Origin of the sequence: Brenneria sp. L3-3C-1 (genome assembly GCF_016456245.1) — a bacterium.
Lineage (GTDB): Bacteria > Pseudomonadota > Gammaproteobacteria > Enterobacterales > Enterobacteriaceae > Brenneria.
In genome coordinates this window covers 239,823-261,461 of record NZ_JAEMHF010000001.1, presented here as the reverse complement: position 1 = coordinate 261,461, position 21,639 = coordinate 239,823, and the positions used below count along the sequence as shown (strand labels likewise).

At 54.0% G+C, this 21,639-nt stretch carries 17 protein-coding genes; 7 read left to right on the top strand and 10 right to left on the bottom strand.

The features are described from left to right. Positions 1 to 21: 21 nt before the first annotated feature. The 3 genes from yeiB to JG725_RS01170 all read right to left on the bottom strand — a co-directional run bounded on the left by yeiB (position 22) and on the right by JG725_RS01170 (position 3,922). Complete coding sequence (gene yeiB / locus JG725_RS01180) at positions 22 to 1,185, bottom strand: DUF418 domain-containing protein YeiB (protein ID WP_199376196.1); 1,164 nt, start codon at positions 1,183 to 1,185, stop codon at positions 22 to 24. A 126-nt stretch (positions 1,186 to 1,311) separates the two neighbouring features. Continuing rightward, positions 1,312 to 1,974, bottom strand: a complete 663-nt coding sequence (gene folE, locus JG725_RS01175) for a GTP cyclohydrolase I FolE (RefSeq protein WP_172288201.1) — start codon at positions 1,972 to 1,974, stop codon at positions 1,312 to 1,314. Positions 1,975 to 2,236: 262 nt separating this feature from the next. Next, the gene (locus JG725_RS01170) at positions 2,237 to 3,922 is read right to left on the bottom strand and encodes a methyl-accepting chemotaxis protein (RefSeq protein ID WP_199376194.1); all 1,686 of its coding nucleotides are present in this window, start codon (positions 3,920 to 3,922) and stop codon (positions 2,237 to 2,239) included. Between the two features lie 685 nt (positions 3,923 to 4,607). Here JG725_RS01170 and JG725_RS01165 point away from each other — a divergent pair. The 4 genes from JG725_RS01165 to JG725_RS01150 all read left to right on the top strand — a co-directional run bounded on the left by JG725_RS01165 (position 4,608) and on the right by JG725_RS01150 (position 8,150). Beyond that, entirely contained in the window at positions 4,608 to 5,474 is an 867-nt protein-coding gene (locus JG725_RS01165) for a LysR family transcriptional regulator (RefSeq protein ID WP_199376193.1), read from the top strand. A gap of 72 nt (positions 5,475 to 5,546) precedes the next feature. After that, entirely contained in the window at positions 5,547 to 6,668 is a 1,122-nt protein-coding gene (locus JG725_RS01160; protein ID WP_172288207.1) for an S-(hydroxymethyl)glutathione dehydrogenase/class III alcohol dehydrogenase, read from the top strand. Between the two features lie 146 nt (positions 6,669 to 6,814). Next, entirely contained in the window at positions 6,815 to 7,660 is an 846-nt protein-coding gene (gene fghA / locus JG725_RS01155; protein ID WP_172288209.1) for an S-formylglutathione hydrolase, read from the top strand. A 277-nt stretch (positions 7,661 to 7,937) separates the two neighbouring features. After that, complete coding sequence (locus JG725_RS01150; RefSeq protein WP_172288211.1) at positions 7,938 to 8,150, top strand: KTSC domain-containing protein; 213 nt, start codon at positions 7,938 to 7,940, stop codon at positions 8,148 to 8,150. Between the two features lie 272 nt (positions 8,151 to 8,422). Here JG725_RS01150 and JG725_RS01145 read toward each other — a convergent pair whose 3' ends face one another. Next, positions 8,423 to 9,511 (bottom strand): oxidoreductase, encoded by a 1,089-nt coding sequence (locus tag JG725_RS01145; RefSeq protein ID WP_199376191.1) that lies wholly within the window; start codon positions 9,509 to 9,511, stop codon positions 8,423 to 8,425. A gap of 303 nt (positions 9,512 to 9,814) precedes the next feature. On the opposite strand from JG725_RS01145, the gene JG725_RS01140 reads away from it, so the two are divergent. Then, a complete protein-coding gene (locus JG725_RS01140; RefSeq protein ID WP_199376189.1) occupies positions 9,815 to 11,329 on the top strand; it encodes a sugar ABC transporter ATP-binding protein in 1,515 nt (504 codons plus the stop codon). A 71-nt stretch (positions 11,330 to 11,400) separates the two neighbouring features. Then, entirely contained in the window at positions 11,401 to 12,321 is a 921-nt protein-coding gene (locus JG725_RS01135) for an ABC transporter permease (RefSeq protein WP_233356315.1), read from the top strand. A 339-nt stretch (positions 12,322 to 12,660) separates the two neighbouring features. Here JG725_RS01135 and JG725_RS01130 read toward each other — a convergent pair whose 3' ends face one another. The 3 genes from JG725_RS01130 to yieE form a co-directional block, all read right to left on the bottom strand. Next, positions 12,661 to 13,623, bottom strand: a complete 963-nt coding sequence (locus JG725_RS01130) for a 2-hydroxyacid dehydrogenase (RefSeq protein WP_172288219.1) — start codon at positions 13,621 to 13,623, stop codon at positions 12,661 to 12,663. 309 nt (positions 13,624 to 13,932) lie between these two features. Next, entirely contained in the window at positions 13,933 to 15,399 is a 1,467-nt protein-coding gene (locus tag JG725_RS01125) for an amino acid permease (RefSeq protein ID WP_199376185.1), read from the bottom strand. A 130-nt stretch (positions 15,400 to 15,529) separates the two neighbouring features. Then, positions 15,530 to 16,402, bottom strand: coding sequence for a DNA-binding transcriptional regulator YeiE (yieE, locus tag JG725_RS01120; protein ID WP_172288223.1), 873 nt, complete (start codon positions 16,400 to 16,402; stop codon positions 15,530 to 15,532). 408 nt (positions 16,403 to 16,810) lie between these two features. Here yieE and nfo point away from each other — a divergent pair, with 408 nt between their 5' ends. Continuing rightward, on the top strand, positions 16,811 to 17,650 hold the full coding sequence (gene nfo, locus JG725_RS01115) for a deoxyribonuclease IV (RefSeq protein WP_199376183.1): 840 nt from the start codon (positions 16,811 to 16,813) through the stop codon (positions 17,648 to 17,650). A gap of 79 nt (positions 17,651 to 17,729) precedes the next feature. On the opposite strand, the gene fruA is transcribed toward nfo, so the two are convergent. The 3 genes from fruA to fruB are packed head-to-tail and all read right to left on the bottom strand — an operon-like array spanning position 17,730 to position 21,500. Then, positions 17,730 to 19,415, bottom strand: a complete 1,686-nt coding sequence (gene fruA / locus JG725_RS01110; protein WP_172288227.1) for a PTS fructose transporter subunit IIBC — start codon at positions 19,413 to 19,415, stop codon at positions 17,730 to 17,732. A gap of 16 nt (positions 19,416 to 19,431) precedes the next feature. Further along, positions 19,432 to 20,370, bottom strand: coding sequence for a 1-phosphofructokinase (gene fruK / locus JG725_RS01105; protein WP_172288229.1), 939 nt, complete (start codon positions 20,368 to 20,370; stop codon positions 19,432 to 19,434). Next, positions 20,367 to 21,500, bottom strand: a complete 1,134-nt coding sequence (gene fruB, locus JG725_RS01100) for a fused PTS fructose transporter subunit IIA/HPr protein (protein ID WP_172288231.1) — start codon at positions 21,498 to 21,500, stop codon at positions 20,367 to 20,369. The genes fruK and fruB overlap by 4 nt, the downstream gene beginning before the upstream one ends. Positions 21,501 to 21,639 lie beyond the last annotated feature (139 nt).

Below are 21,639 nucleotides of genomic sequence, written 5' to 3'. Positions count from 1 at the left end.
AGTTTCACGCCGCCGTCACGATCATAAGACCGTTTTGGCAATCGCCATGGTTAGCTTGCGCCACAGCCATTCAATTGGCCCCTGTCGAAAATGACTCAGCCAGTAATGAGAAAGCAGCAGGTTCACCCCCCAGACCAGGGGAACGACCGCCAGCAGTTGCAGACGGTCTAAGCGCATAAACAGTCCGAGATGGTTAAACAGCAGAGTACAGACCAGGGTTTGCAATAAATAATTCGTCAGCGCCATGCGTCCGATATCACTGACCCAATAGGTAATCCGCCACTTGCATAATGTTGACCAGAATCCATAGCACAACGCGAGATATCCCACCGCTTGCAAAAGGGCGCTCAGTTCGCGCGGGATCTGCAATAACAGGCCGCTCCAGCGATATTCCCACTGCACGGCCCACTGAGCGACGACACCGCTGGCGTTGATACCCAACGCCAGCGGAATCAACCATAAAGCAAGCTTACGGTAATGCGCCTGGCTGAACGTCCCTTTTAGCCAGCCGCTGCGCATCAGGCCGGCGCCCAATAGCATCGAACCGGCCAACAGCCAGCCGTACTGGACGCCCAGCGACAATAGGCTGTCAGTCAGCAGACTCACCCGGTTGCCCCACGCCTCCGGCCCTCCCGTCGTTTGCCAATAGACCTCATAGGCAATATCGGATGCGGCCGGTTGCCAGAATCGTCCCGATTGCAGACTGAGCAACTGACTTAAAATAAACAGGACGCCGACCCCCACCAGATACATTATCGCTCCGGTGCGCAGCAGAGCCTGACTTCCCTGCGCATGGCGGATCATGCCGTAGCACACCAACCCAATCAGGCCATAATCCAGCAGAATATCGCCGTCCCAGAAAAAAATGCTATGCACTAAACCCAGCAGCATCAGCCAAAAAAGCCGGGCGTGAACCCAACGCTTTCCCCTGGGCAACAACAGCTGTAGTCCGGCCCCGAACAGCAGAGAAAATAACGTCAGAAATTTTGCCTGCACGATAAGATCCATCACGGCCCAGGTCCAGACATCACTCAGCGATGGCGCGCCTTGCCAGGCAGGATTGAGATAGGCCGCTTTCGGTAAGCCGAATGCGTTGATATTAAGTAATAGAATCCCGAGTACAGCGACGCCCCGGGCAAAATCCAGCGTGGCTATACGGGGTGACGGCGTCGGTTGAGAAGGCATAGATCTTAGGTATTAAGTCATCGGAATGACGATTGTATTAATAGATGACCGGAAATAATACGCATTTTATTGATACGTTGGCCATTATCTGGCGCCGGCCAACGTATCAATGCGAAAAGAACGGAACTAATTGTGGTGACGTACCGCGCGCAGGAACTCCTGACGGGTATTCTGACTGGATTTGAACAATCCGCCCAGTGAAGTGGTGGTGGTTGCGCTGGTTGCGTCACGGATGCCGCGCGCTTTAACGCAATAATGTACGGCATCGATCGATACGGCGACGTTGCTGGTGCCCAGCAACGTTTGCAAGGCGGTCAGGATTTGTTGCGTTAAGCGTTCCTGAACCTGTGGGCGCTGGGAAAAGAACTGCACGATACGGTTGATTTTCGATAAACCGATCACACCGTCTTTCGGAATATAAGCCACCGTCGCCTTACCATCAATGGTCACAAAATGATGTTCGCAGGTGCTGGTTAACGTGATGTCGCGGACGGTTACCATTTCATCCACCTTCATCTTGTTCTCGATGATGGTGATTTTAGGAAAATTGGCATAATCCAGCCCGGAGAAAATTTCATCGACATACATTTTGGCAATACGGTGCGGCGTCTCCGCCAGACTGTCATCTTCCAGATCGAGACTTAACAGATTCATGACTTCCGTCATATGCTCGGCAATGCGCTGTTTACGCGTTTCCCGGTCCAACAATTCGCCGCGTAACGGCGTTTCGAGGCCGCGCGCCATCAGCGCCTCATGCACCAGGACGGCTTCTTTACTTAACGATGACATTATTATTCTCCTGCAGGTGTTACTTATATTGATGCTGGTCAGGCCAAAACGCCGTCACCACTCTAGTTGAGAGAGGCACGATTATCCAGTGATTGTATGTCATGATTGTTGAAATAGATTCAGCTTATCGCCAACCGATCTTCAGCGGCAAACCGAAATGAAATGATGGAAAACAACAGGCGCCGAGAGCGACCCCGGCGCCTGTCTGGCGTTTACTATCGCTGATGCGGCCTTAAGATCGGCCGGTATGCTTATTTTTTAATTAGAACGTTTCCCAATTGTCATGCGCGCCGCCCCCCTTTTTACCGCTATTTGTCGTCAATAATGCGGGCTTTATTGCCGTCGCCGGTTCTCCAGACAGCAGATTTTTACCGTATTGCCGTTTTTCGCCTCCCGGCAATTGGAAGACGGATACCGCTTCGTTTAACTGACGGGTTTGTTCTTCCAGAGAAGCGGCGGCGGCGGCGGATTCCTGCACCAAGGCGGCATTCTGCTGGGTCACGCCGTCCATTTCAGCCACCGCCTGACCAATTTGGCTGATGCCGCGGCTTTGTTCGTCAGACGCTGAGGCGATTTCGCCCATCAGATCGTTTACCCGGCTAATGGCGGTGATGATTGACTCCATCGCGTCACCGGTTTGCGTTACCTGATGCGAGCCGGTATTCACCCGTTCTACCGATTCAGCAATCAGCCCTTCGATCTCCTTGGCGGCCTGCGCGCTACGCTGCGCCAGATTACGCACCTCACCCGCCACGACCGCAAAACCGCGCCCCTGCTCGCCGGCCCTGGCCGCTTCTACCGCCGCGTTCAGCGCCAGAATATTGGTCTGGAAAGCAATGCCGTTGATTACGCTGGTAATATCGGCGATCTTCTTCGAACTGGTGGAAATATCGGCCATGGTTGACACCACGCCGGTAGTCACTTCACCGCCTTTTTTAGCGGCAACGGAGGCATCCAGAGCCAATTTGCTGGCCTGATGAACATGCTCTGCGTTTTGTTTCACCGTGGCGCCAAGCTGCTCCATGCTGGCAGCCGTCTGTTCCAATGCCGCGGCCTGCTGTTCGGTGCGGGAAGAGAGGTCATTGTTGCCGCTTTTAATTTCACTCGCGCCTTGATAAATAGAAGCGGAACTGTCGCGAATGGTTGAAACCGTGTTGATCAGGCTTTGCTGCATATGTTTTAAAAAAGGGATCAACTGGCCGACGCAGTTGCGGCCAAACTCTTCCAGATGAAGCCCTAACTGACCATCGGCCAGCACCCTGAAATGATCTTTAATGAGGTTTAACGGCTTAACCAGATAATTGACCAGATAGCGATCGGTCAACACCAGAATCAGCAGGCCGAGTATCACCGCAACCAGTAACGTACTTTTATTCCAGCTGACTAGCTCATACACCCGGGACAGCGAACCGCTGGAGGCGGCAAGCGCGCTGGTCTGATAGTTATCCATCGCCAGACTGTATGCCACGCGCGAAGGAAGAAACCGATCTCTGAACTGCTGACGAAACGCCTCGTTATTATTTTCCCTGACCACCGCAAGAAAAGGCCTTAATCCATCTTCCAGCGCCGCTTGCCATGTCTTTTGCAGATTGTCCACCGTGGCGGTATCGACGCCGCGATGATCGGCGGCCTTAAATTTATCCAGCACCGCCTGGGCATCCTTCAATGCCGCCTCAGCCTCGGTAAGATTTACGGCCGCCTTATCCGTTTCGCCGGTTTGGGTATAATCCATTGCCAACTGTATGCGGGTCAGCGTACGCGCAAACTGCTCGCTGCCGTCTGCCAGCGTGTCGACATTCAGTTTCTGCACCTCGCCGGATTCCAATAATTTTGTCATTTCACTCAGTGAAGATGACATATAGAAAGAGACGCCTCCCCATAAGAGTAAGAATATTCCCAATATTGTTAAAAGCATCGCTCTGATGGTGATATTTTTTAAAAAGCTCACGGAAGACTCCTGTTAATTATCTGGTACTTCGCACCTGCGTTTTTTTAGTCATTAACCAGCGCATTTTTAAATAAAACTCGACTGACGTTGCATAATTTAATGATGAGTGGTGAGGGAATTTACTTAACCTCCTCTTGTTCACAACAGGAAAGAGACATTCCATCACAGAACCAATAGCATTCTTTCCTGATGAACACTCTTGTTATCGGCAGATTTCGTCAGGGGTTTACCTTTTTCGATCACCAATCACGATCAAAAACCCGCCAATGATAGATTTAACCTATTGTTTACTCGTGATTATTTATAAAACCTTTTAACTTGTTATTTTAACGGTTTATTTATAATTCTTTTCGTATCCAGGATTTGAAATTCCAGATATTTATTCAGCCCAGGATAGTCTGTTTCAGGATCAAAAAAATATGCAGTTACGCATTCTATTTTGTCCGCTTCGTCACAGAAATATATTTAAATAAATAGAATGTCACACTAAATAATTCTTATTCCTGAAAGACTGCAAGCGACGGACAATTCGTCGGGAACGAATTCGACCAGCCAATGACTGGCTCACACTTTACGGCCAAGCTTTCAGCTAGGTGTTACATGAAAGTTGCTAATAGAGTGACTTATGGTTAAACTCACAAAAAATGAATGATTCATGCAAAGTTAATGACAAAAAGTGAAAAAAATGGATCTGACCCAGTTACGTATGTTTTGCCTGGTTGCCGAAACGGGTTCAGTCGTCCGGGCGGCAGAACAACTTCACCGGGTTCCATCGAACCTTACGACCCGCCTGCGGCAGCTCGAACATGAGTTGGGAACCGATCTCTTTATCCGCGAAAAGCAACGCTTGCGGCTGTCCCCCGTCGGGCACAATTTTCTTTGCTACGCGCAACGTATTCTGGCGCTGAGTGAAGAAGCCATCAGTATGACCCGCACGGGTGAACCGGCTGGCAATTTTGCCTTGGGTTCGATAGAAAGCACCGCCGCGACCCGACTGCCGGGCCTGCTTGCAGCTTATCATCAACGCTATCCCGCGGTGGCGCTTTCACTAACGACCGATACCAGTGGGGAAATAGTCGAACGGGTTCGCGCCGGAACGCTGGCCGCGGCTTTCGCGGACGGCCCGGTTTCCTATGATGAACTGAACGGCTGCCAAACCTTTCCTGAGCATCTGGTGTTGATCTCGGATGCCAATCACGCGCCGATTCACCGGGCGCAGGATGCCAAAGACGATACGCTGTTCGCTTTCCCGCCGCGCTGCGCCAACCGTTCCCGATTGGAAAAGTGGTTCAGGCAGGATGGCGTGGCGCCCGGCAACATTATGGAAATCCGGTCATATCAAGCCATGCTCGCCGGCGTCGCCAGCGGAGCCGGACTGGCGTTTATCCCCGTCTCCGTACTTGAACGGTTAGCGGCGCATGAGTACGTGCAGATACACCCATTACCCGCTGAAATCGCCGATACCGCCACCTGGCTGATATGGCGGCGCGATGCGTTCGGCCCCAATGTCGAAGCGCTGAAAAAGCTCATCATTGAACAATCTTCAACCTGACGCCATGTTTTACCGAGACCAACAATAATTTTAACTGCTTCCGCAACCTATTGCCGCTAGAGGAGTAACACCATGCAAATGATCAAAACCCGCGCCGCCGTCGCCTGGGGCCCAAACCAACCCTTGTCGATTGAAGAAGTCGATTTGATGCCGCCGCAGAAAGGCGAAGTTCTGGTGCGCATTATTGCCACCGGCGTTTGTCATACCGATGCGTACACCCTGTCCGGTAAAGATCCGGAAGGCGTTTTTCCGGCCATTCTGGGTCATGAAGGCGGCGGCATCGTTGAAGCCATCGGCGAAGGCGTGACCAGCGTAGCCGTTGGCGATCACGTTATTCCGCTGTACACCCCTGAATGCGGCGAGTGTAAATTCTGTCGTTCCGGAAAAACCAACCTGTGTCAGGCTATCCGCGCCACGCAGGGCAAAGGTCTGATGCCGGACGGCACCACCCGTTTCTCTAAAAACGGTCAGCCGATTTTCCACTATATGGGAACATCGACGTTTGCAGAGCATACGGTGGTGCCGGAAATTTCTCTGGCTAAAATCAGCAAAGACGCTCCGCTGGAAGAAGTCTGCCTGCTGGGCTGCGGCGTGACCACCGGCATGGGCGCGGTGATCAATACCGCCAAAGTAAAAAAAGGCGATACGGTAGCGATTTTCGGCCTCGGCGGCATCGGGCTGTCGGCCATTATCGGCGCGCAAATGGCCGGGGCCGGCCGGATCATCGGGATTGACCTCAATACCAGCAAATTCGATCTGGCGCGCAAGCTGGGCGCCACCGATCTGATCAATCCGAAAGACTACGATAAGCCGATTCAGGACGTGATCGTCGAACTGACCGACGGCGGCGTTGATTTCTCATTTGAATGTATCGGCAACGTGAACGTGATGCGTTCCGCGCTGGAATGCTGCCACAAAGGCTGGGGCGAATCGGTGATTATCGGTGTCGCCGGAGCCGGTGAGGAAATTTCCACGCGTCCGTTCCAATTGGTGACGGGCCGCGTCTGGCGCGGTTCCGCCTTCGGCGGCGTGAAAGGCCGCAGCCAACTGCCGGGCATCGTACAGCGCTATCTGGACGGCGAATTCCAGCTTAATGATTTCATCACCCACACCATGAGTCTGGATGAGATCAATACCGCGTTCGATTTAATGCATGAGGGCAAATCGATCCGTTCGGTTATCCATTTCAGCTAACAGCGACATCAACCCGGCCCTTTTGATTTCAAGGTATTGCCGCAGACGTCCCGGACATCCGCCGGTTAGGGTGTCCGGGATCGCCGCAGACTCGCGGCAACCGGAAAGATTAAGGGATATACCCGATAAAAGGAGGCAGCACAGCGATGATACCGTCACTGGAACTTCTGGAAGAACACCGAATGTTTGGCGGCTGGCAACAGCGCTACCGCCACGCGTCCGATACGCTGAACTGCGACATGACATTCAGCATCTATCTGCCGCCGACGCCGGATGACACGCCGCCGCCCGTGCTTTACTGGCTGTCCGGACTCACCTGCAACGATGAGAATTTCACCACCAAAGCCGGCGCTCAACGCATCGCGGCTGAAAAGGGGCTGGTTTTGGTCATGCCGGATACCAGCCCGCGGGGGCAAGGCGTTGCCGATGACGCGGGATACGATCTTGGACAAGGCGCCGGCTTTTACGTCAACGCCACCCAGCAGCCTTGGGCCGCGCACTATCAGATGTATGACTATATCCGTCAGGAATTGCCGGCCATCATTCAGCAACACTTTAATGTGAACGATCGGCAGTCTATCAGCGGACATTCCATGGGCGGACACGGCGCGCTGATGCTGGCCTTACGCAATCCGGGGCAGTACCTTTCCGCGTCCGCCTTTGCGCCGATCGTCAACCCGTGCCAGGTTCCCTGGGGACGCAAGGCGTTCGAGAGCTATCTGGGCCAGGACGAAACGCAGTGGCTACAGTACGACAGTTGCCATCTGCTGGCGAATACCCGGCATAAGCTGCCCATTCTGGTCGATCAAGGCGACTGCGACCAGTTCTTACCCGACCAGCTACAGCCGGCGAAACTGGCCGAACTGGCTCGACAGCACCAGCAACCGCTGACGTTGCGTACGCAGTCTGGTTACGACCACAGCTATTTCTTTATCGCCAGCTTTATTGAGGATCATCTGCGCTTTCACGCACAGTATTTGTACCAGCAATAATCTCCGCTATGCAGGAGCCGACGCCGATCGGTTCCTGCGTCTTGTCCGCCTGAATTACCGCTCTCGACCGACCGCAAATTGCTGCTGGAGAAAATTGTTTTTTTCCGGTAGACAAACTTATAATCAGACGCAGCCTTTAAACACGCCATGCCCGTTTCTTGAAAAGAAGCAAAAGAACATGACGCCTGGCTGGAGATCGGCGCACCGGTGCCGATATACACATTGCGGTAACGTCGATATCTGGAATGTGGCATTGATTGTTCAGGAGTACGGAATTTTGCAAAGAAAACGGGTTTCATCATCAGAGCTGTTCGCTATCGGATACGATGCGGAAAAGAGTCTATTGGAAGTCGAATTGCTGAATGGCAGCATATATCAGTATTCCGGGGTCGCGCGGATGATCTATGAAGAGTTAATGGCCAGTTCGACCAAATACCGCTATTACTCACGTTACATCAGAAGCTCGTTTCCCTACGAAAAAATACAATAGCGGCATAAACTTTAAATAACAAAAGGTTGTTTTTGGGGATGTTCTCTTCGCGTAAAAAATCGCGCTGAAGTGGACGGGTCCGCCGGGTGAGCGGCAGGACGCCGCGAAAACCAGTGCCGCCCCATGTCGGGCTCGTACGGCAACGGTTGCAGAAAGCCGTATTGGTTGGTGCGCACGAAACCCCACTGCACTGGCAGAAATTTTCCCCAAAATTTATGGGAATTCCTCAGCCTTTACCGGCGACGCTCATTTATAAGCCCCGTTGCTTGCCGTTAATCGGCCAGCGTCTCCACCTTATGAAACGCATCCAGTATGACCTGCTCATCCAACGCCAGCGGCAAATAGTGAATAGACTCGCCCGGTTTCAGCGCGCGGGCGATCACCGCCTGCATCGCGGCGCGATCGTTGATATCCACCGCCAGCTCCGCCAGCGACGTCGGCAATCCCAGCACCTTGAACGCGGCGCGGAGCTGCCGCAGCGTGGCATCATCCCCCAGCAAGGCGCTTTGAACCAAAATGCCGTAGGCGACTTTTGTCCCGTGCAAAAACCGTTCGGTCTGCGGTAAAACCGTCAGTCCATTGTGGACGGCGTGCGCCGCCGCGACCCGGGTATAACGCTCCCCCAGACCGCCGACCATACCGCCGCCGGCAATAATGGCATCCACAACGTCCAGGAAATCCTGCGTCAGTTCGCCGCGGGCGACGGCCGTCATCGCCGAGGCACTCTGCTTCAGCAGCACATCGCGGATATCCAGCGCCGTTTGCAGGCCAAGACGCACCGTTAACGATAAGGCGTCAGGCTGCGGGCTGAGCACCATGGCCTCATACCACTTCGCCAGCGTGTCGCCGATGCCCGCCAGCAGGTATTCTGGCGGCGCGGCCAGAATAATGCGCGGTTCTACCAGCACCAGATGATTGGCATCGGTGAAAATTTCAAAATTCAGCGCCTGACCGGCATCGTTATACCACACCGACAGCGGCGTCCAGGCGGCGCACGTCGCCGCAATCGTCGGGATCGCCACCAGCGGAACGCCCACCTGCCGGGCCACCACTTTGGCGGTATCCAACACCGCGCCCCCGCCGATGCCGATCACCACCTGACAATGCTCCCCGGCCCGCGCCGCCAATCGGGCCACTTCGCTTTCGCTACAGTGCGCGCCGCACAGCACACGCCGGGATGAATCGGCATTAAACGCCGCAGGTAAAAACGGCTCGGCGGCGGCCAGAGCGCGTTCTCCGTATATCCACAGGGCATTGTTAAGCACCGCCGGCGGATAAAACGTCAGCAATTTATCGATTGCCCCGGGAAAAGAAAAGTAGTTGGCCGGACCGACCTGTACGCGGATTGCCGTTGTGTTCATCTGCTGATATTCCTTGCGGTGCGATTTTTGTTATGAGAGCCACATGCGCGGGCTAACCCGTCATCCCTGCATCGCCAGGTCGTTGGCCTGTTGACGCGAGGAGGACGATAAAACCAGTTTGCTGATAACACCATCTTATTCACTTGGCTGACGCGGTTTAAGAATTTTTTTACTTAACTTATGCTTTTTCATTCGTAGCCTGCGCGCCGCCGGGCGCTGAATCTGTATTTAATTCTGCCGGTTATGTGATACCTTTCACATCCGTTTTCTGACGATATTTACCGCCAAGAGCGTTAACGAACCATGACGTCCATCACCCAACCTACCCGATTGGAAATGCGCGACATTTCTATTTCATTCTCCGGCTTTAATGCCTTGAAGCAGGTTAATTTCACGCTGGAAGGGGGATCCATTCATGCCTTGACCGGCGCAAACGGCGCGGGTAAATCGACACTGATGACCATTTTGTCCGGCGCCTATCGTCACTATCGCGGCGATATCCTGATTGACGGCGTTCCGGTGGATATTCACTCGCCGCGCGCCGCCAAACGCCACGGCATTCATCTGGTGCAGCAAGAGGTGGATGTGGCGCTGGTTCCCAGCTTATCCGTGGCTGAAAACATCATGCTGGATACGCTGGCACAGACGGGCCATCTGCTCGATTGGCCCCGGCTATATCGACAGGCGCAGGCGCTGCTCGATCAGCTCGGCGTAGATCTGAACGTACGTCGGCGTCTGGACAGGTGTTCTCTCGCCGAGAAGCAGCAGATCCTGCTCGCCAGAGCGCTGTCCCATGAGTGCCGTTTTTTAATTCTGGATGAACCGACCGCCCCGCTCGATCAGGCGGAAAGCGCGCGCCTGTTTCAGGTGGTTCGCCGCTTGCGGGCTGAGGGGATCGGGATTGTTTTTATTTCTCACCGCATCCATGAACTGAGCGAAATTTGCGATACGTTAACCGTACTGCGCGACGGCGCATTGGTCAGCAGCGGCCCGATGCAGGGCTTAAGCGGCGAACAGATCGTGGAACGCATGCTCGGTCATCAGTTGGATGACATTTTCCCGCCGCGTCGGACGCGACCGCCGCAAGAGGTATTGCTTCAGGTCAGCGGGCTGCACGATGAAATTCTGCTGCGCGATATCTCTCTGACGCTGCGCAAAGGTGAAATTCTGGGCATAGCCGGGCTGGCCGGCGCGGGGAAAACGGAACTGTGTAAAGCGCTGTTCGGCGCGACCGTCAGTCAGGTCGCCGACGGCGAATACCGTGGCGCGCCCTGGAAACCGCACTCCCCCCATCGCTCGGTTGAAATCGGCATTGCGCTGGTGCCGGAAGAGCGGCGTAAGGAAGGGATCTTTATTGAGGAGTCGGTCGCCATGAACCTGAGCGTCAGCGCCAGCGACAGTTTTTCCCGCTGGGGCGTATTCAGCCACCAGCAGGCCCTTCGCTGGGCCAGACACCTCATTGCGCAGTTGACCGTTCGAACCACCGGCCCTATGCAGAAACTCGCCCGGTTATCGGGCGGCAACCAGCAAAAAGTCGCCATTGGCAAATGGTTACGCAGCGACGCGCAGGTGCTGATTTTTGATGAACCCACCAAAGGGGTGGATATCAAAGCGAAACAGGATTTGTTTTCCCTAATTGATGGCTTGGCGCAACAAGGCAAAGGCATTATTTACGCCTCGGGCGAATTTTCCGAACTCGTCGGCCTGTGCGATCGGATTTGCGTACTGTGGGACGGCCGTATCGTCGCCGAACTGAATGCATCAGACATTGATGAAGAAACATTACTATTGTATTCAACTGGAGGAACTCCCGCGTGAGTCACCAACTTTCACCTAACGGGGTGATCCCCTTTCGCCACCGCTTTTTCGAATTTTTGTACCAGTGGGGCATGCTGATTACCGTCGTGGCCTTGATTGCGTTGTTTGGGATGGCTTCGGATAATTTTCTGGATCCTTACAATATCATCAATATCTTGCGCTCGATTGCCATTGTGACGGTCATCGCCATTGGCGTGTCCATTTCGCTGTCGGTGGGCGGGTTTGACCTGTCCGTCGGTTCGACCGCCTCGCTGGCCAATGCGCTGGTGATATCCCTGTTCGTCTGGCATGGATTTGGCACTACCGGCGCGATTGTCCTGACGTTGTTGCTGTGCACGCTGGTCGGGCTGTTCAACGCGTTTCTGATCGTGGTGCTGAAGATCCCCGATATGCTGGCGACGCTTGCCAGTCTGTTTGTGATTCAGGGCGTGGCGATGACCTACAGCTATGGCGGCTCCATTACTCAAAACATGGTGTTGCCGAGCGGTGAAATGGCCGAGGGCGTTATTCCTGAGTTTTTCGCCACGCTGGGGCAGGTTCCGGTGATCGTCGTCGTCATGCTTGTCGTCACGCTGGTTGTGCAGTTGTATTTATCATTGACCAAGCATGGACGCAGAATGTATGCCATCGGCGGTAATCCTGAAGCCGCGCGATTGGCGGGTATTCGCACGGCCCGCTATCGGGTTCAGGCCTATATTTTCTCATCGCTGCTGGCGGCGCTGGGCGGCATTCTGCTGGCTTCGCGTATCGGTTCCTCGCAGGTCAACGCCGGCGGCGGCTATCTGATGGATGCGGTTGCGGCGGCCTATATCGGTTTTTCACTGGCGGGATCGGGCAAACCGAATGCGCTGGGAACGCTGGTAGGCGCCGTTATTCTCGGCGTATTGCAAAACGGGCTGGTGATGCTCTCCGTTCCCTACTATGCCATGGACATCATCAAGGGGTTGGTATTGGCGCTGGCGCTGGCGATGACCTACATTCAAAAACGCTGATTATAATCATACTCACCGCCGGCAAAGGCGGTGAGATACCGGACGCGGCTTTTATTTATTCCTGGCATCCTACTATTTTTAATAGCCAGACTGCCGGCATACTGCATTTCCGATCCCGGCCGTTTCCCTGCCGAAAAATAACGGCCATTGCGCGACCTTTGCCTAAATCAGCAAGGCTGATAGTTTCAATCATCATGAATTAATCGCATTCAAGCACTAACGGTAAATATCCGGCGTCTATTAGATAAGAAGCAATAATAGAGTAACCACAAAATAATAAGGCGTATCGGTAGCGTATTAATCTTGTTCGTCTAATGTCGCTTTCATTTATTAATCTTATTAATCGCCTTGCTGCTGAACAAACTCGTCGATATTCTCAATTGTTTTTTCCATCAATGCCTGTAGCGACGATGCCGATGTCCAGGAAATATGAGGCGTAATCAATAGATTAGGAAGTATTTTTGCCGCCAGCATAAGCGGATTGTCCTTAGCGGGCGGTTCTTGCGTCAAACCGTCCAACGCCGCCCCCGCAATGCCGCGCCGGTTTAACACCGAAATTAAGGCCGCTTCATCAATCAACCCGCCTCTGGCGGTATTAATAATAAACGCCGTCGGTTTACACAATGCCAGCGTTTGCGAATTGATCAGACAGCGGGTTTCCTCACTTAACGGACAATGCAGAGAAATAATGTCCGCAGATTGCAAAACCTGCTCAAACGGCAAATATCCCGGCCGACACGGCGCTCTCCCGTTGCGCTCGGAAAAAATGACTTTCATCCCCAGCGCCGTCGCCAGCCGAGCCACCTCGCGGCCAATCGCTCCCGCGCCGAAAATCCCCAACGTCGATCCGGCAATGTCCTTAACCGGGTGGTCAAAGTAGGAAAACTGCGTCTGGCTGGCCCATCGATCGCTAAGCTGATCGCGATACCATCCCATCAGGCTGTGCTTAAGCGCAAAAATCATGGCGATGGTGTGCTCGGAAACGGCCTGGGTTGAATAGTCAGGCACATTCTTCACGGCGATCCCCAACTCGGCGGCAGCGACGGTATCAATATTGTTTGTCCCGGTCGCCGTTACCGCAATCAGCTTCAGATCGGGCAATGCCGATAGCGTTTCTCGCGTTAATAACGTTTTATTGGTAATAATAATATCACTGTTTTTTGCCCGGGCGATAACCTGCTCGGGAGACGTATAACTATATTCAACCCATTGATGACGACATTGCGGTCGCCTGAAACTATTTTTTTTCAGAAAAATGGTTTCAGGCAATGCGCCCTTATCCAGAAAGGTAATTTTAAGCATCGTAGTTAACCTGATAATTATTTATACGTTAAAAGTATGATCGCGATAGTAACAAAGTCCATTCGCCAAACCTAATAACGCCATTTTTTGCCCCTGAATAACCGATGAAATATGCCGACTATATTTCAACAAAAAGATAGTGAGTTAATTATTTCATTAAAAATTACTTTGTGATAAATCTGAATATCACTAAGTATTGATGATAATTGTCAAAAATACAGCTAAGGATAGCGTGCGATAAGGACGGGCAGGAATAACCGCCATAAAAAAGGGTTGTTCCCGTCTGGCGGAACAACCCGATAAAAGCGCTTATTTGTGATCGGGGAAAGTCATATCCTGATATTTGATAAAGCGCGTTCCCCGGCACAATTTGTAGCCAAACCAGATCAGTAAAAATAGCGGGAGCCCGACATACGTCGCCGTGACGCCATACCAGTCAATTTTATCTTCCAGAAACGCCTGATAGTTCTGTCCCAGCGTAATCACCAGACAGAGTACGAAAGCAAAAATCGGCCCCAGCGGGAAGAAGCTCGAACGGTATGGCAGGCGATTCAAATCATGCCCTTGCATTATATAACCCCGGCGGAAACGATAATGGCTGATCGCAATTCCTAGCCAGGCGATAAAGCCGGTCATGCCGGAGGTGTTTAACAACCACAGATACACCGTCTGGTTGCCATACATGGATGACAGGAAACACAGCGCGGCGACTACCGTCGTCGCATACAGCGCATTCCGCGGCACGCCGCCTTTTGACAATCTGGCGAAAATACGCGGCGCCTTGCCTTCCGAGGCCAGGGTAAACAACATACGGGTGGAGGCGTACATTCCTGAATTCCCCGCTGACAGCACCGCCGTCAGGATAACCGCGTTCATCACCGCCGCGGCTGAAAGCAAACCGGCATTCTGGAACACCAGCGTGAACGGGCTGACGGTGATGTCTTTTACGTCATTACGCAACAGGTTAGGATCGGTATACGGGATAATCAGGCTGATGATCAGGATGGCTAAAATATAGAACAACAAAATACGCCAGAATACCTGACGAATCGCCCGCGGAATATTCTTACCCGGATCTTGCGACTCGCCGGCGGCGACCCCAATCAACTCCGTACCCTGAAAAGAGAAACCGACAATCATCGCCACCCCGATCATGGCGGAGAAACCACCGGCAAAAGGCGCATCGCCAATTTGCCAGTTATGGAACCCCGCATTTTCGGCGCCGCGCAGAATGCCCACGATCATCAGGACACCCACGGCAATAAAGATAATCACCGTCGTCACCTTGATCAGCGAGAACCAGTATTCCGCTTCGCCAAATCCCTTCACCGAAATGTAATTCAGCAGGAACATCAGCGCTAAGAACAGCGCGCTCCAGATCCAGCCGGACACTTCCGGGAACCAGTACCCCATCACCAGTTGGGCGGCGACAAGATCGACCGCAATGGTCACCGCCCAGTTGTACCAGTAGTTCCAACCCAGCGCGAAACCGAATCCTTCTTCTACATAGCGCGAACCGTAGGTTGAAAACGAACCGGAAACCGGCATAAACGCCGCCAACTCTCCCAGGCTGGTCATCAGGAAATAAACCATCAAACCAATCAGGGCATAAGATAACAACGCACCGCCCGGCCCCGCCTGTGAAACCGTCGCGCCGGAGGCGACAAATAATCCGGTGCCTATCGAACCGCCAATGGCGATCATCGTCAAATGCCGTGCCTTAAGCTCACGACGCAGGGTAGGTGTCCCCTGGGATTGAATATCTTGCTGAGTCATTATTATCCTGACTGCCGTTACTAAAAATCGAGGCGGGATTGTAGCAAATAGCCTTTATCTGAATAGCCATGATCGCTGTGTTATAAGATAGCTTAATAACTCGAAGCCGATCATTAGCAATAGCTTTTTCCTATCCGGCCTCCCGGCAATAACTCAGGAAACGCTGCAAAACATTCGAAATATGCTTCTGACGGTGATGAACCAGATACAGCGTACGCATGAATTTGGGCAACGGCACAGACAACTCAACCAGCGTGCCGGTTTCCAACTGTTCGGCAATGACCTGGCGCGACAGACAGCTAATACCAATACCATGACGTACCGCGTGTTTAATGGCCTCGGAATTGCCCAACTCCATCACTAAACGAAAATGAGGCAAACGCGCCAGCAGCAGATGATCCAGCACTTCCCGCGTTCCCGAACCGCGTTCGCGCATAATCCAGGGCGCGTCGGCCAATGATGATAGGGAAAGTTCCCGCTGGCTAAGCGGATGCGTCGGCGAACAAAAAACCACCAGTTCATCTTCCAGCCAGGGTTGGGTAACCAGATCGGTATGATGGCATGGCCCTTCTATCAACCCAAGGTCGACACTGAACTCCGACAGGCTGGTAATCACATCCTGCGTGTTCCCAACATGCAGTTCCAGAGGAATGTCGGGGAAATCCTGCCGGTAACGGGCAATCATGGCCGGCAACAGATAGTTGCCGATGGTGCTGCTGGCATAAATGCGCAATGCCCCATTGTCCTGGCGAAAAAGTTGTTCCACCTCCAGTGATTGTTCAAGCAACGACAAAGCCTTCGGATAGAGCAGTCTGCCATGCTCATTCACCACCAGTCGTTTGCCGACGCGATCAAAAAGCTGAACGCCCAGTTGCCCTTCCAAATCGGCCAATGCGGCACTCACGGCGGATTGAGAGAGTGCAAGCACAACCGAAGCCTGAGTGGTGGAACCACTCCTCAGGACTTCTGCAAAAACTTCCAGCTGGCGTAAAGTGATATGCATAAGGGCTCTTTATCGAAAATAGCTATAGGTTGCGAATATATTAATCAATTTATTTTTTAAGTCTTCTGATTATAGGCTGAGCCCGTCGCTCGGAATACGCAGAACAGCGTTACAAAATGTTGACTCTTTCTGCTGTGCCGCCCCCGAACATCTCCTGTCACAGAACGATAACGCGGCTTCCCGACTTATCAGCGATAAGTTTAATAACTTTTTTTATTCTCTGACCGGCAAATATTCCGAAAGTATCACCATGGGATCGGCGCCAGGCAAAACCGCGGCGGCCGCTGACGGAGCGGATATCAATCCAGCCGTTGAAATGATGCCATTGGCGCGAATAATTTATCCGTTAACGTCTCATTACCCCACCGGACAATGGCATAATGCCGCCGTCATCAAGAGGAGAAGAACATGAAATACGTAGGTGCCCACGTCAGCGCCGCCGGCGGCGTCGATCAAGCCGTTATTCGCGCCCATGAACTGAACGCAACGGCGTTCGCGCTGTTTACGAAAAACCAGCGCCAATGGGAGGCGGCGCCGCTCACTGCGGAAATCATCGAACGGTTTAAAGCGGCTTGTGAACGCTATGCCTACGCGCCGGCCCAGATCCTGCCTCATGACAGTTATCTGATTAACCTCGGACACCCCGAAGACGCGGCGCTGGAGAAGTCTCGCGTCGCCTTTATTGACGAAATGCGCCGCTGCCAACAGCTCGGACTGAGCTTGCTTAATTTCCATCCGGGCAGCCATTTGAAACAGATTGATGAAGATCGCTGTCTGGCACGTATCGCCGAGTCGATTAATCTCGCGTTGGCGGAAACGCAGGGGGTGACCGCCGTTATCGAAAATACCGCCGGACAAGGGAGCAATCTGGGATACCGTTTCGAACATCTGGCCGCCATTATCGACCGAGTTGAAGATAAAAACCGCGTGGGCGTCTGTATAGATACCTGCCATGCTTTCGCCGGCGGTTACGATTTACGTACTACAGAAACCTGTGAATCGACGTTTGCCGAATTTGAACGCGTGGTGGGATTCCATTACCTGCGGGGGATGCATTTAAATGATGCGAAAAGCGAATTCAATAGCCGCGTCGACCGGCATCATAGTCTGGGTGAAGGCAATATTGGTAAAACCGCCTTCAGCTATATCATGAAAGATAAACGTTTTGACGGGATCCCTTTGATTCTGGAAACCGTTAACCCGGATATCTGGGCGCAAGAAATTGCCTGGCTAAAATCTCAGGCTTAACCCCATCGAAAAAAATAGCGCCAGTCGGCATGATGCCGACTGGCGCTACTCCACAACCTCCCTGTTTATGGCCGAACGATTAAGCTTTTACCAATTGTTCATCCGGGCGCTTTAGCAACGCGTACAGCACGCCCGCCACCACGGTTCCGGCAATGATTGACAGCAGATAACCAATAGCCGGCGTAATCGCGCCAGGGATCAGCAGAACAAACAGACCGCCGTGCGGCGCCATCAGTTTCGCGCCGACCGCCATGGACAACGCGCCTGTCAGCGCCCCGCCGACGATACAGCACGGCAGAACACGCATCGGATCGCGGGCCGCAAACGGAATAGCCCCTTCGGAAATAAAGCACAGCCCCAGAACCAACGCGGCTTTGCCCCCTTCACGCTCGGTCGTGTTGAACTTGTTGCGCGCCAGAAAAGTCGCCAGCCCCATCGCCAGCGGCGGAACCATACCGCCCGCCATGACCGCGGCCATCGGCGCGTAAATCTGACTACTGAGCAGCGTGGTGCCAAATACATAGGCCACTTTGTTTACCGGCCCGCCCATATCCGTACACATCATGCCGCCCAGGATCGCCCCCAGGATCACCGCATTCGCCGTTCCCATGGATTGCAGCCAGCCTGTCAGGCCGGTCAGGATTTTAGCCACTGGCGTACCAACGACATAAATCATGATCAGGCCGGTAATCAGCGTCGCGATCAGCGGAATAATCAGAATAGGCTTAAGCGCGGCCATACTCTGCGGCAACGGCAGCCGGTTGTTTATCTCTCTGGCAACGTAACCGGCCAGGAAACCGGCGATGATCCCGCCGAGGAAACCCGCGCCGGTGCTGACCGCCAACATCCCGCCGACCAGGCCCGGCGTTAACCCCGGACGGTCGGCGATGGAGAAGGCGATGTAACCGGCCAGTATCGGCACCATCAGCGCAAACGCGGAACCGCCGCCGATCTGCATCAGCGCCGCCGCCAGCGTTCCTTCCTGTTTAAAGGCCTCGATACCAAACACAAACGACAGCGCGATACACAGACCGCCGGCAACCACCATCGGCAGCATGTAAGACACGCCCGTCAGCAGGTGACGATACGGACCCGCGCCGCCTTTCTGAGCGGATTCCGTGCCTGCCGCCGTTGTTTGACCGCTCGGCTGATAAACTTTGGCTTCCGCTACCGCTTTATCCAGTTCCTGTGCGGTCTTTTTCAGCGCCAGGCCTGTAGAAGTGCGGTACATTTTCTTACCGGCGAACTTGCTCAGATCGACTTCGATATCCGCGGCGACGATCACCAGATCGGCCTGTTCGACCTCTTCCGGCGTAATCGGATTCCCGGCGCCCACCGAGCCGCGGGTTTCCACTTTGACCCACCAGCCGCGTTTTTTCGCTTCGGTTTCAATCGCTTCAGCGGCCATAAACGTATGGGCGACGCCTGTCGGACAGGCCGTCACCGCAACAATGCGTTTGGCTGCGGTATTTTGCTGAACCGGTGCTGACGCGGCGGCCTGATAGGTCGCGGCTTCCGCTTGCGCCTTGGCGAGGAACGCGTCCGGCTGGCTGGCTGCCAGCTCCACATCGCCCACAAACACGCGTTTGCCATTCAACGCGCTGTCCGCCGCGGCGGTCGCACCCAGAATGATCACCAATTCAGACTCGTCAGCCTGTTCCGTAAACGTCAGCCCTGCTTTCGCAGCGGCAGCGCCGAGTAGGTTCTTCACCAGATGGCTTCTCGCCAGACCCAGTGATTTATCTAAAATCAGCAGCGTTTTCATTGTTTGTCTCCTGCTGTTAATTAAAGGGTTTCAGATCGACACGCGCCATCATTGCGGCCAACTGAGGACGGTCGGTAATTCCAACATTGCTTTGGCTTACGGCCAGTGCGGACACCGCCGTCGCCAGACGCAAAGTATGTTCACTGGACTCACGCATTAATAAGCCATAAATCAGTCCCCCAACCATGGAGTCGCCTGCTCCTACCGTACTGATCACTTCGCAGGCCGGCGGTTTCGCCAACCATGCGCCCGAGGCATTCACCCACAGGGCGCCTTCCGCTCCCAATGAGATCACGACATGCGCGATACCCTGCTCACGCAGCGCATGCGCGGCATCAACCACATCCGCCAGCGTAGGCAACTTACGTCCGGCCCAGATTTCCAGTTCCCGGCGATTGGGTTTTACCAACCAGGGCGCGGCTTTCAAACCTGCCACCAGCGCGTCGCGGCTGCTGTCGAAAATAATGCAGGGACATTGGCTGCGCAGGCGGGACATCCAGTCGGTAAAGTCGTCGGGCGCGACACCCGCCGGCAGACTTCCGCTAACGGCGACCATGTCGAACTGCCCCAGCCAACTCAGCGAGTCGTTGACAAAGCGCTGCCAGTCCTGCGGCGTAACATCAAACCCGGAAAAATTGAAGTCGGTAACATCGCCGTCTTGTTCTGTTAATTTGACATTGATACGCGTGCGGCCTGAAACCACCTGAAAGCGGTTTGCAATGCCCAGTTCGCTGAACAACTGCTGGAAACCATCCTGATTGTCTTTGCCCAGGAATCCACCCACCGTGACATCAATCCCGAGGTCTTTCAGCACCTTGGCAACGTTAATACCTTTGCCGGCGGCGTGGAGGCCTGCCGTCTGAACCAGGTTCACTTCGCCCCGCTCAATCTCCGGGCAATAGCCAACCAGATCGTAAGCCGGATTCAGGGTAATGGTGGCAACTCGCCTGCTCATGCTGCCTCCTCGCCCAAACCAGAACTAATGGCTTCGCCAATGGCGGCCAGCGCCTGCTCGGCATCGTCGCCGTTCGCGGTAAACCGCAGTTTGTGACCTTTCTTCACACCCAGCGCGATAACTTTCATCAGGCTGCGACCGTTCACCGGTTTGCCCGTACCGTTAAGGTTGGCGACGGTAATTTCGCTGCCGAACTGTTTGATCACGTTAACCAGCATCGTGCCCGGACGCGCATGCAAACCATGGTCGTTGCGAATGGTGAATTCGGCCGTCAGTACTTTACTTTCTTCCGGCACGTCGCTGGTCAGCAGCGCCAACAGCGTTGCGGCGTCGGCGGTCAGCAGACGTTCAGCTTTTTGTTCGATCAGTAGTTTGCTCAGGTAATCAATCGGCGGAAGCGCTTGTTCATCGGCGGCGGCGACCGTCACCAGCAATGCGACCGACTCATCATCAACCTTAAACGGCGCGGCGGGACGAGCAACGGCGACCGCGCTGCTGAGGTTCCCCTCGGCGTTGTCGCTGAACCAGACGCCCTGCCCCAGATTCAGCGGCGTGGCGCCGACAACCGCGCTGACGAAACCGGCATCCACCGCGCCGATCTGTTGCAGACGACCGGCGTTCAGCGCCTGAAGCGTCAGCAGGTTGTCCGTCGCCACATCCAGTGAAATCAGCGAAGTATCGAAACGGAAATCGGCCAGTTGCTGCTCGCCCATCAGCAGGCTGCGGAATTCTTCCGCCGAGTCGGTGCTCGCCAAACGCGCGGCGACGCGGTCGTCGCTAAGCACATGCGTGAGTTGACGTAACAACGCCAGATGCTCATCGGAACGCGCGGCGATCCCCAGCACGACATAAGCGGTCTGGTCTTCACCCCAGGCGATGCCCTGAGGAAACTGGAAAACCTGTATTCCGGTTTTCAGCACCAAATCGCGGGTATCGGTGGTGCCGTGCGGGATCGCAATACCGCTTCCCAGATAAGTGGACGTCTGTTGTTCGCGCTGTAGCATGCCATCGACATACGCTGCGCTGACGCACCCGGCGTCGGTCAGTGCGGAAGCAACAAGCTGTATGGCTTCCTGCTTGCTGCTGGCCGTCGCGCCTAAATGAATATCTTGCTGTGACAACTGGAACATGGCTCTCCTCTCTTACTGAAAGTTGAATCGTTTCAGCTTTTATGTGGAAAAAAGCGTGGCTCGTGTAGGCATTGCTTCCAAAGACATCGCTGAAACGTTTCAATGAGTCTGTTGCCATTACGAGGTTTATGCAAGTATT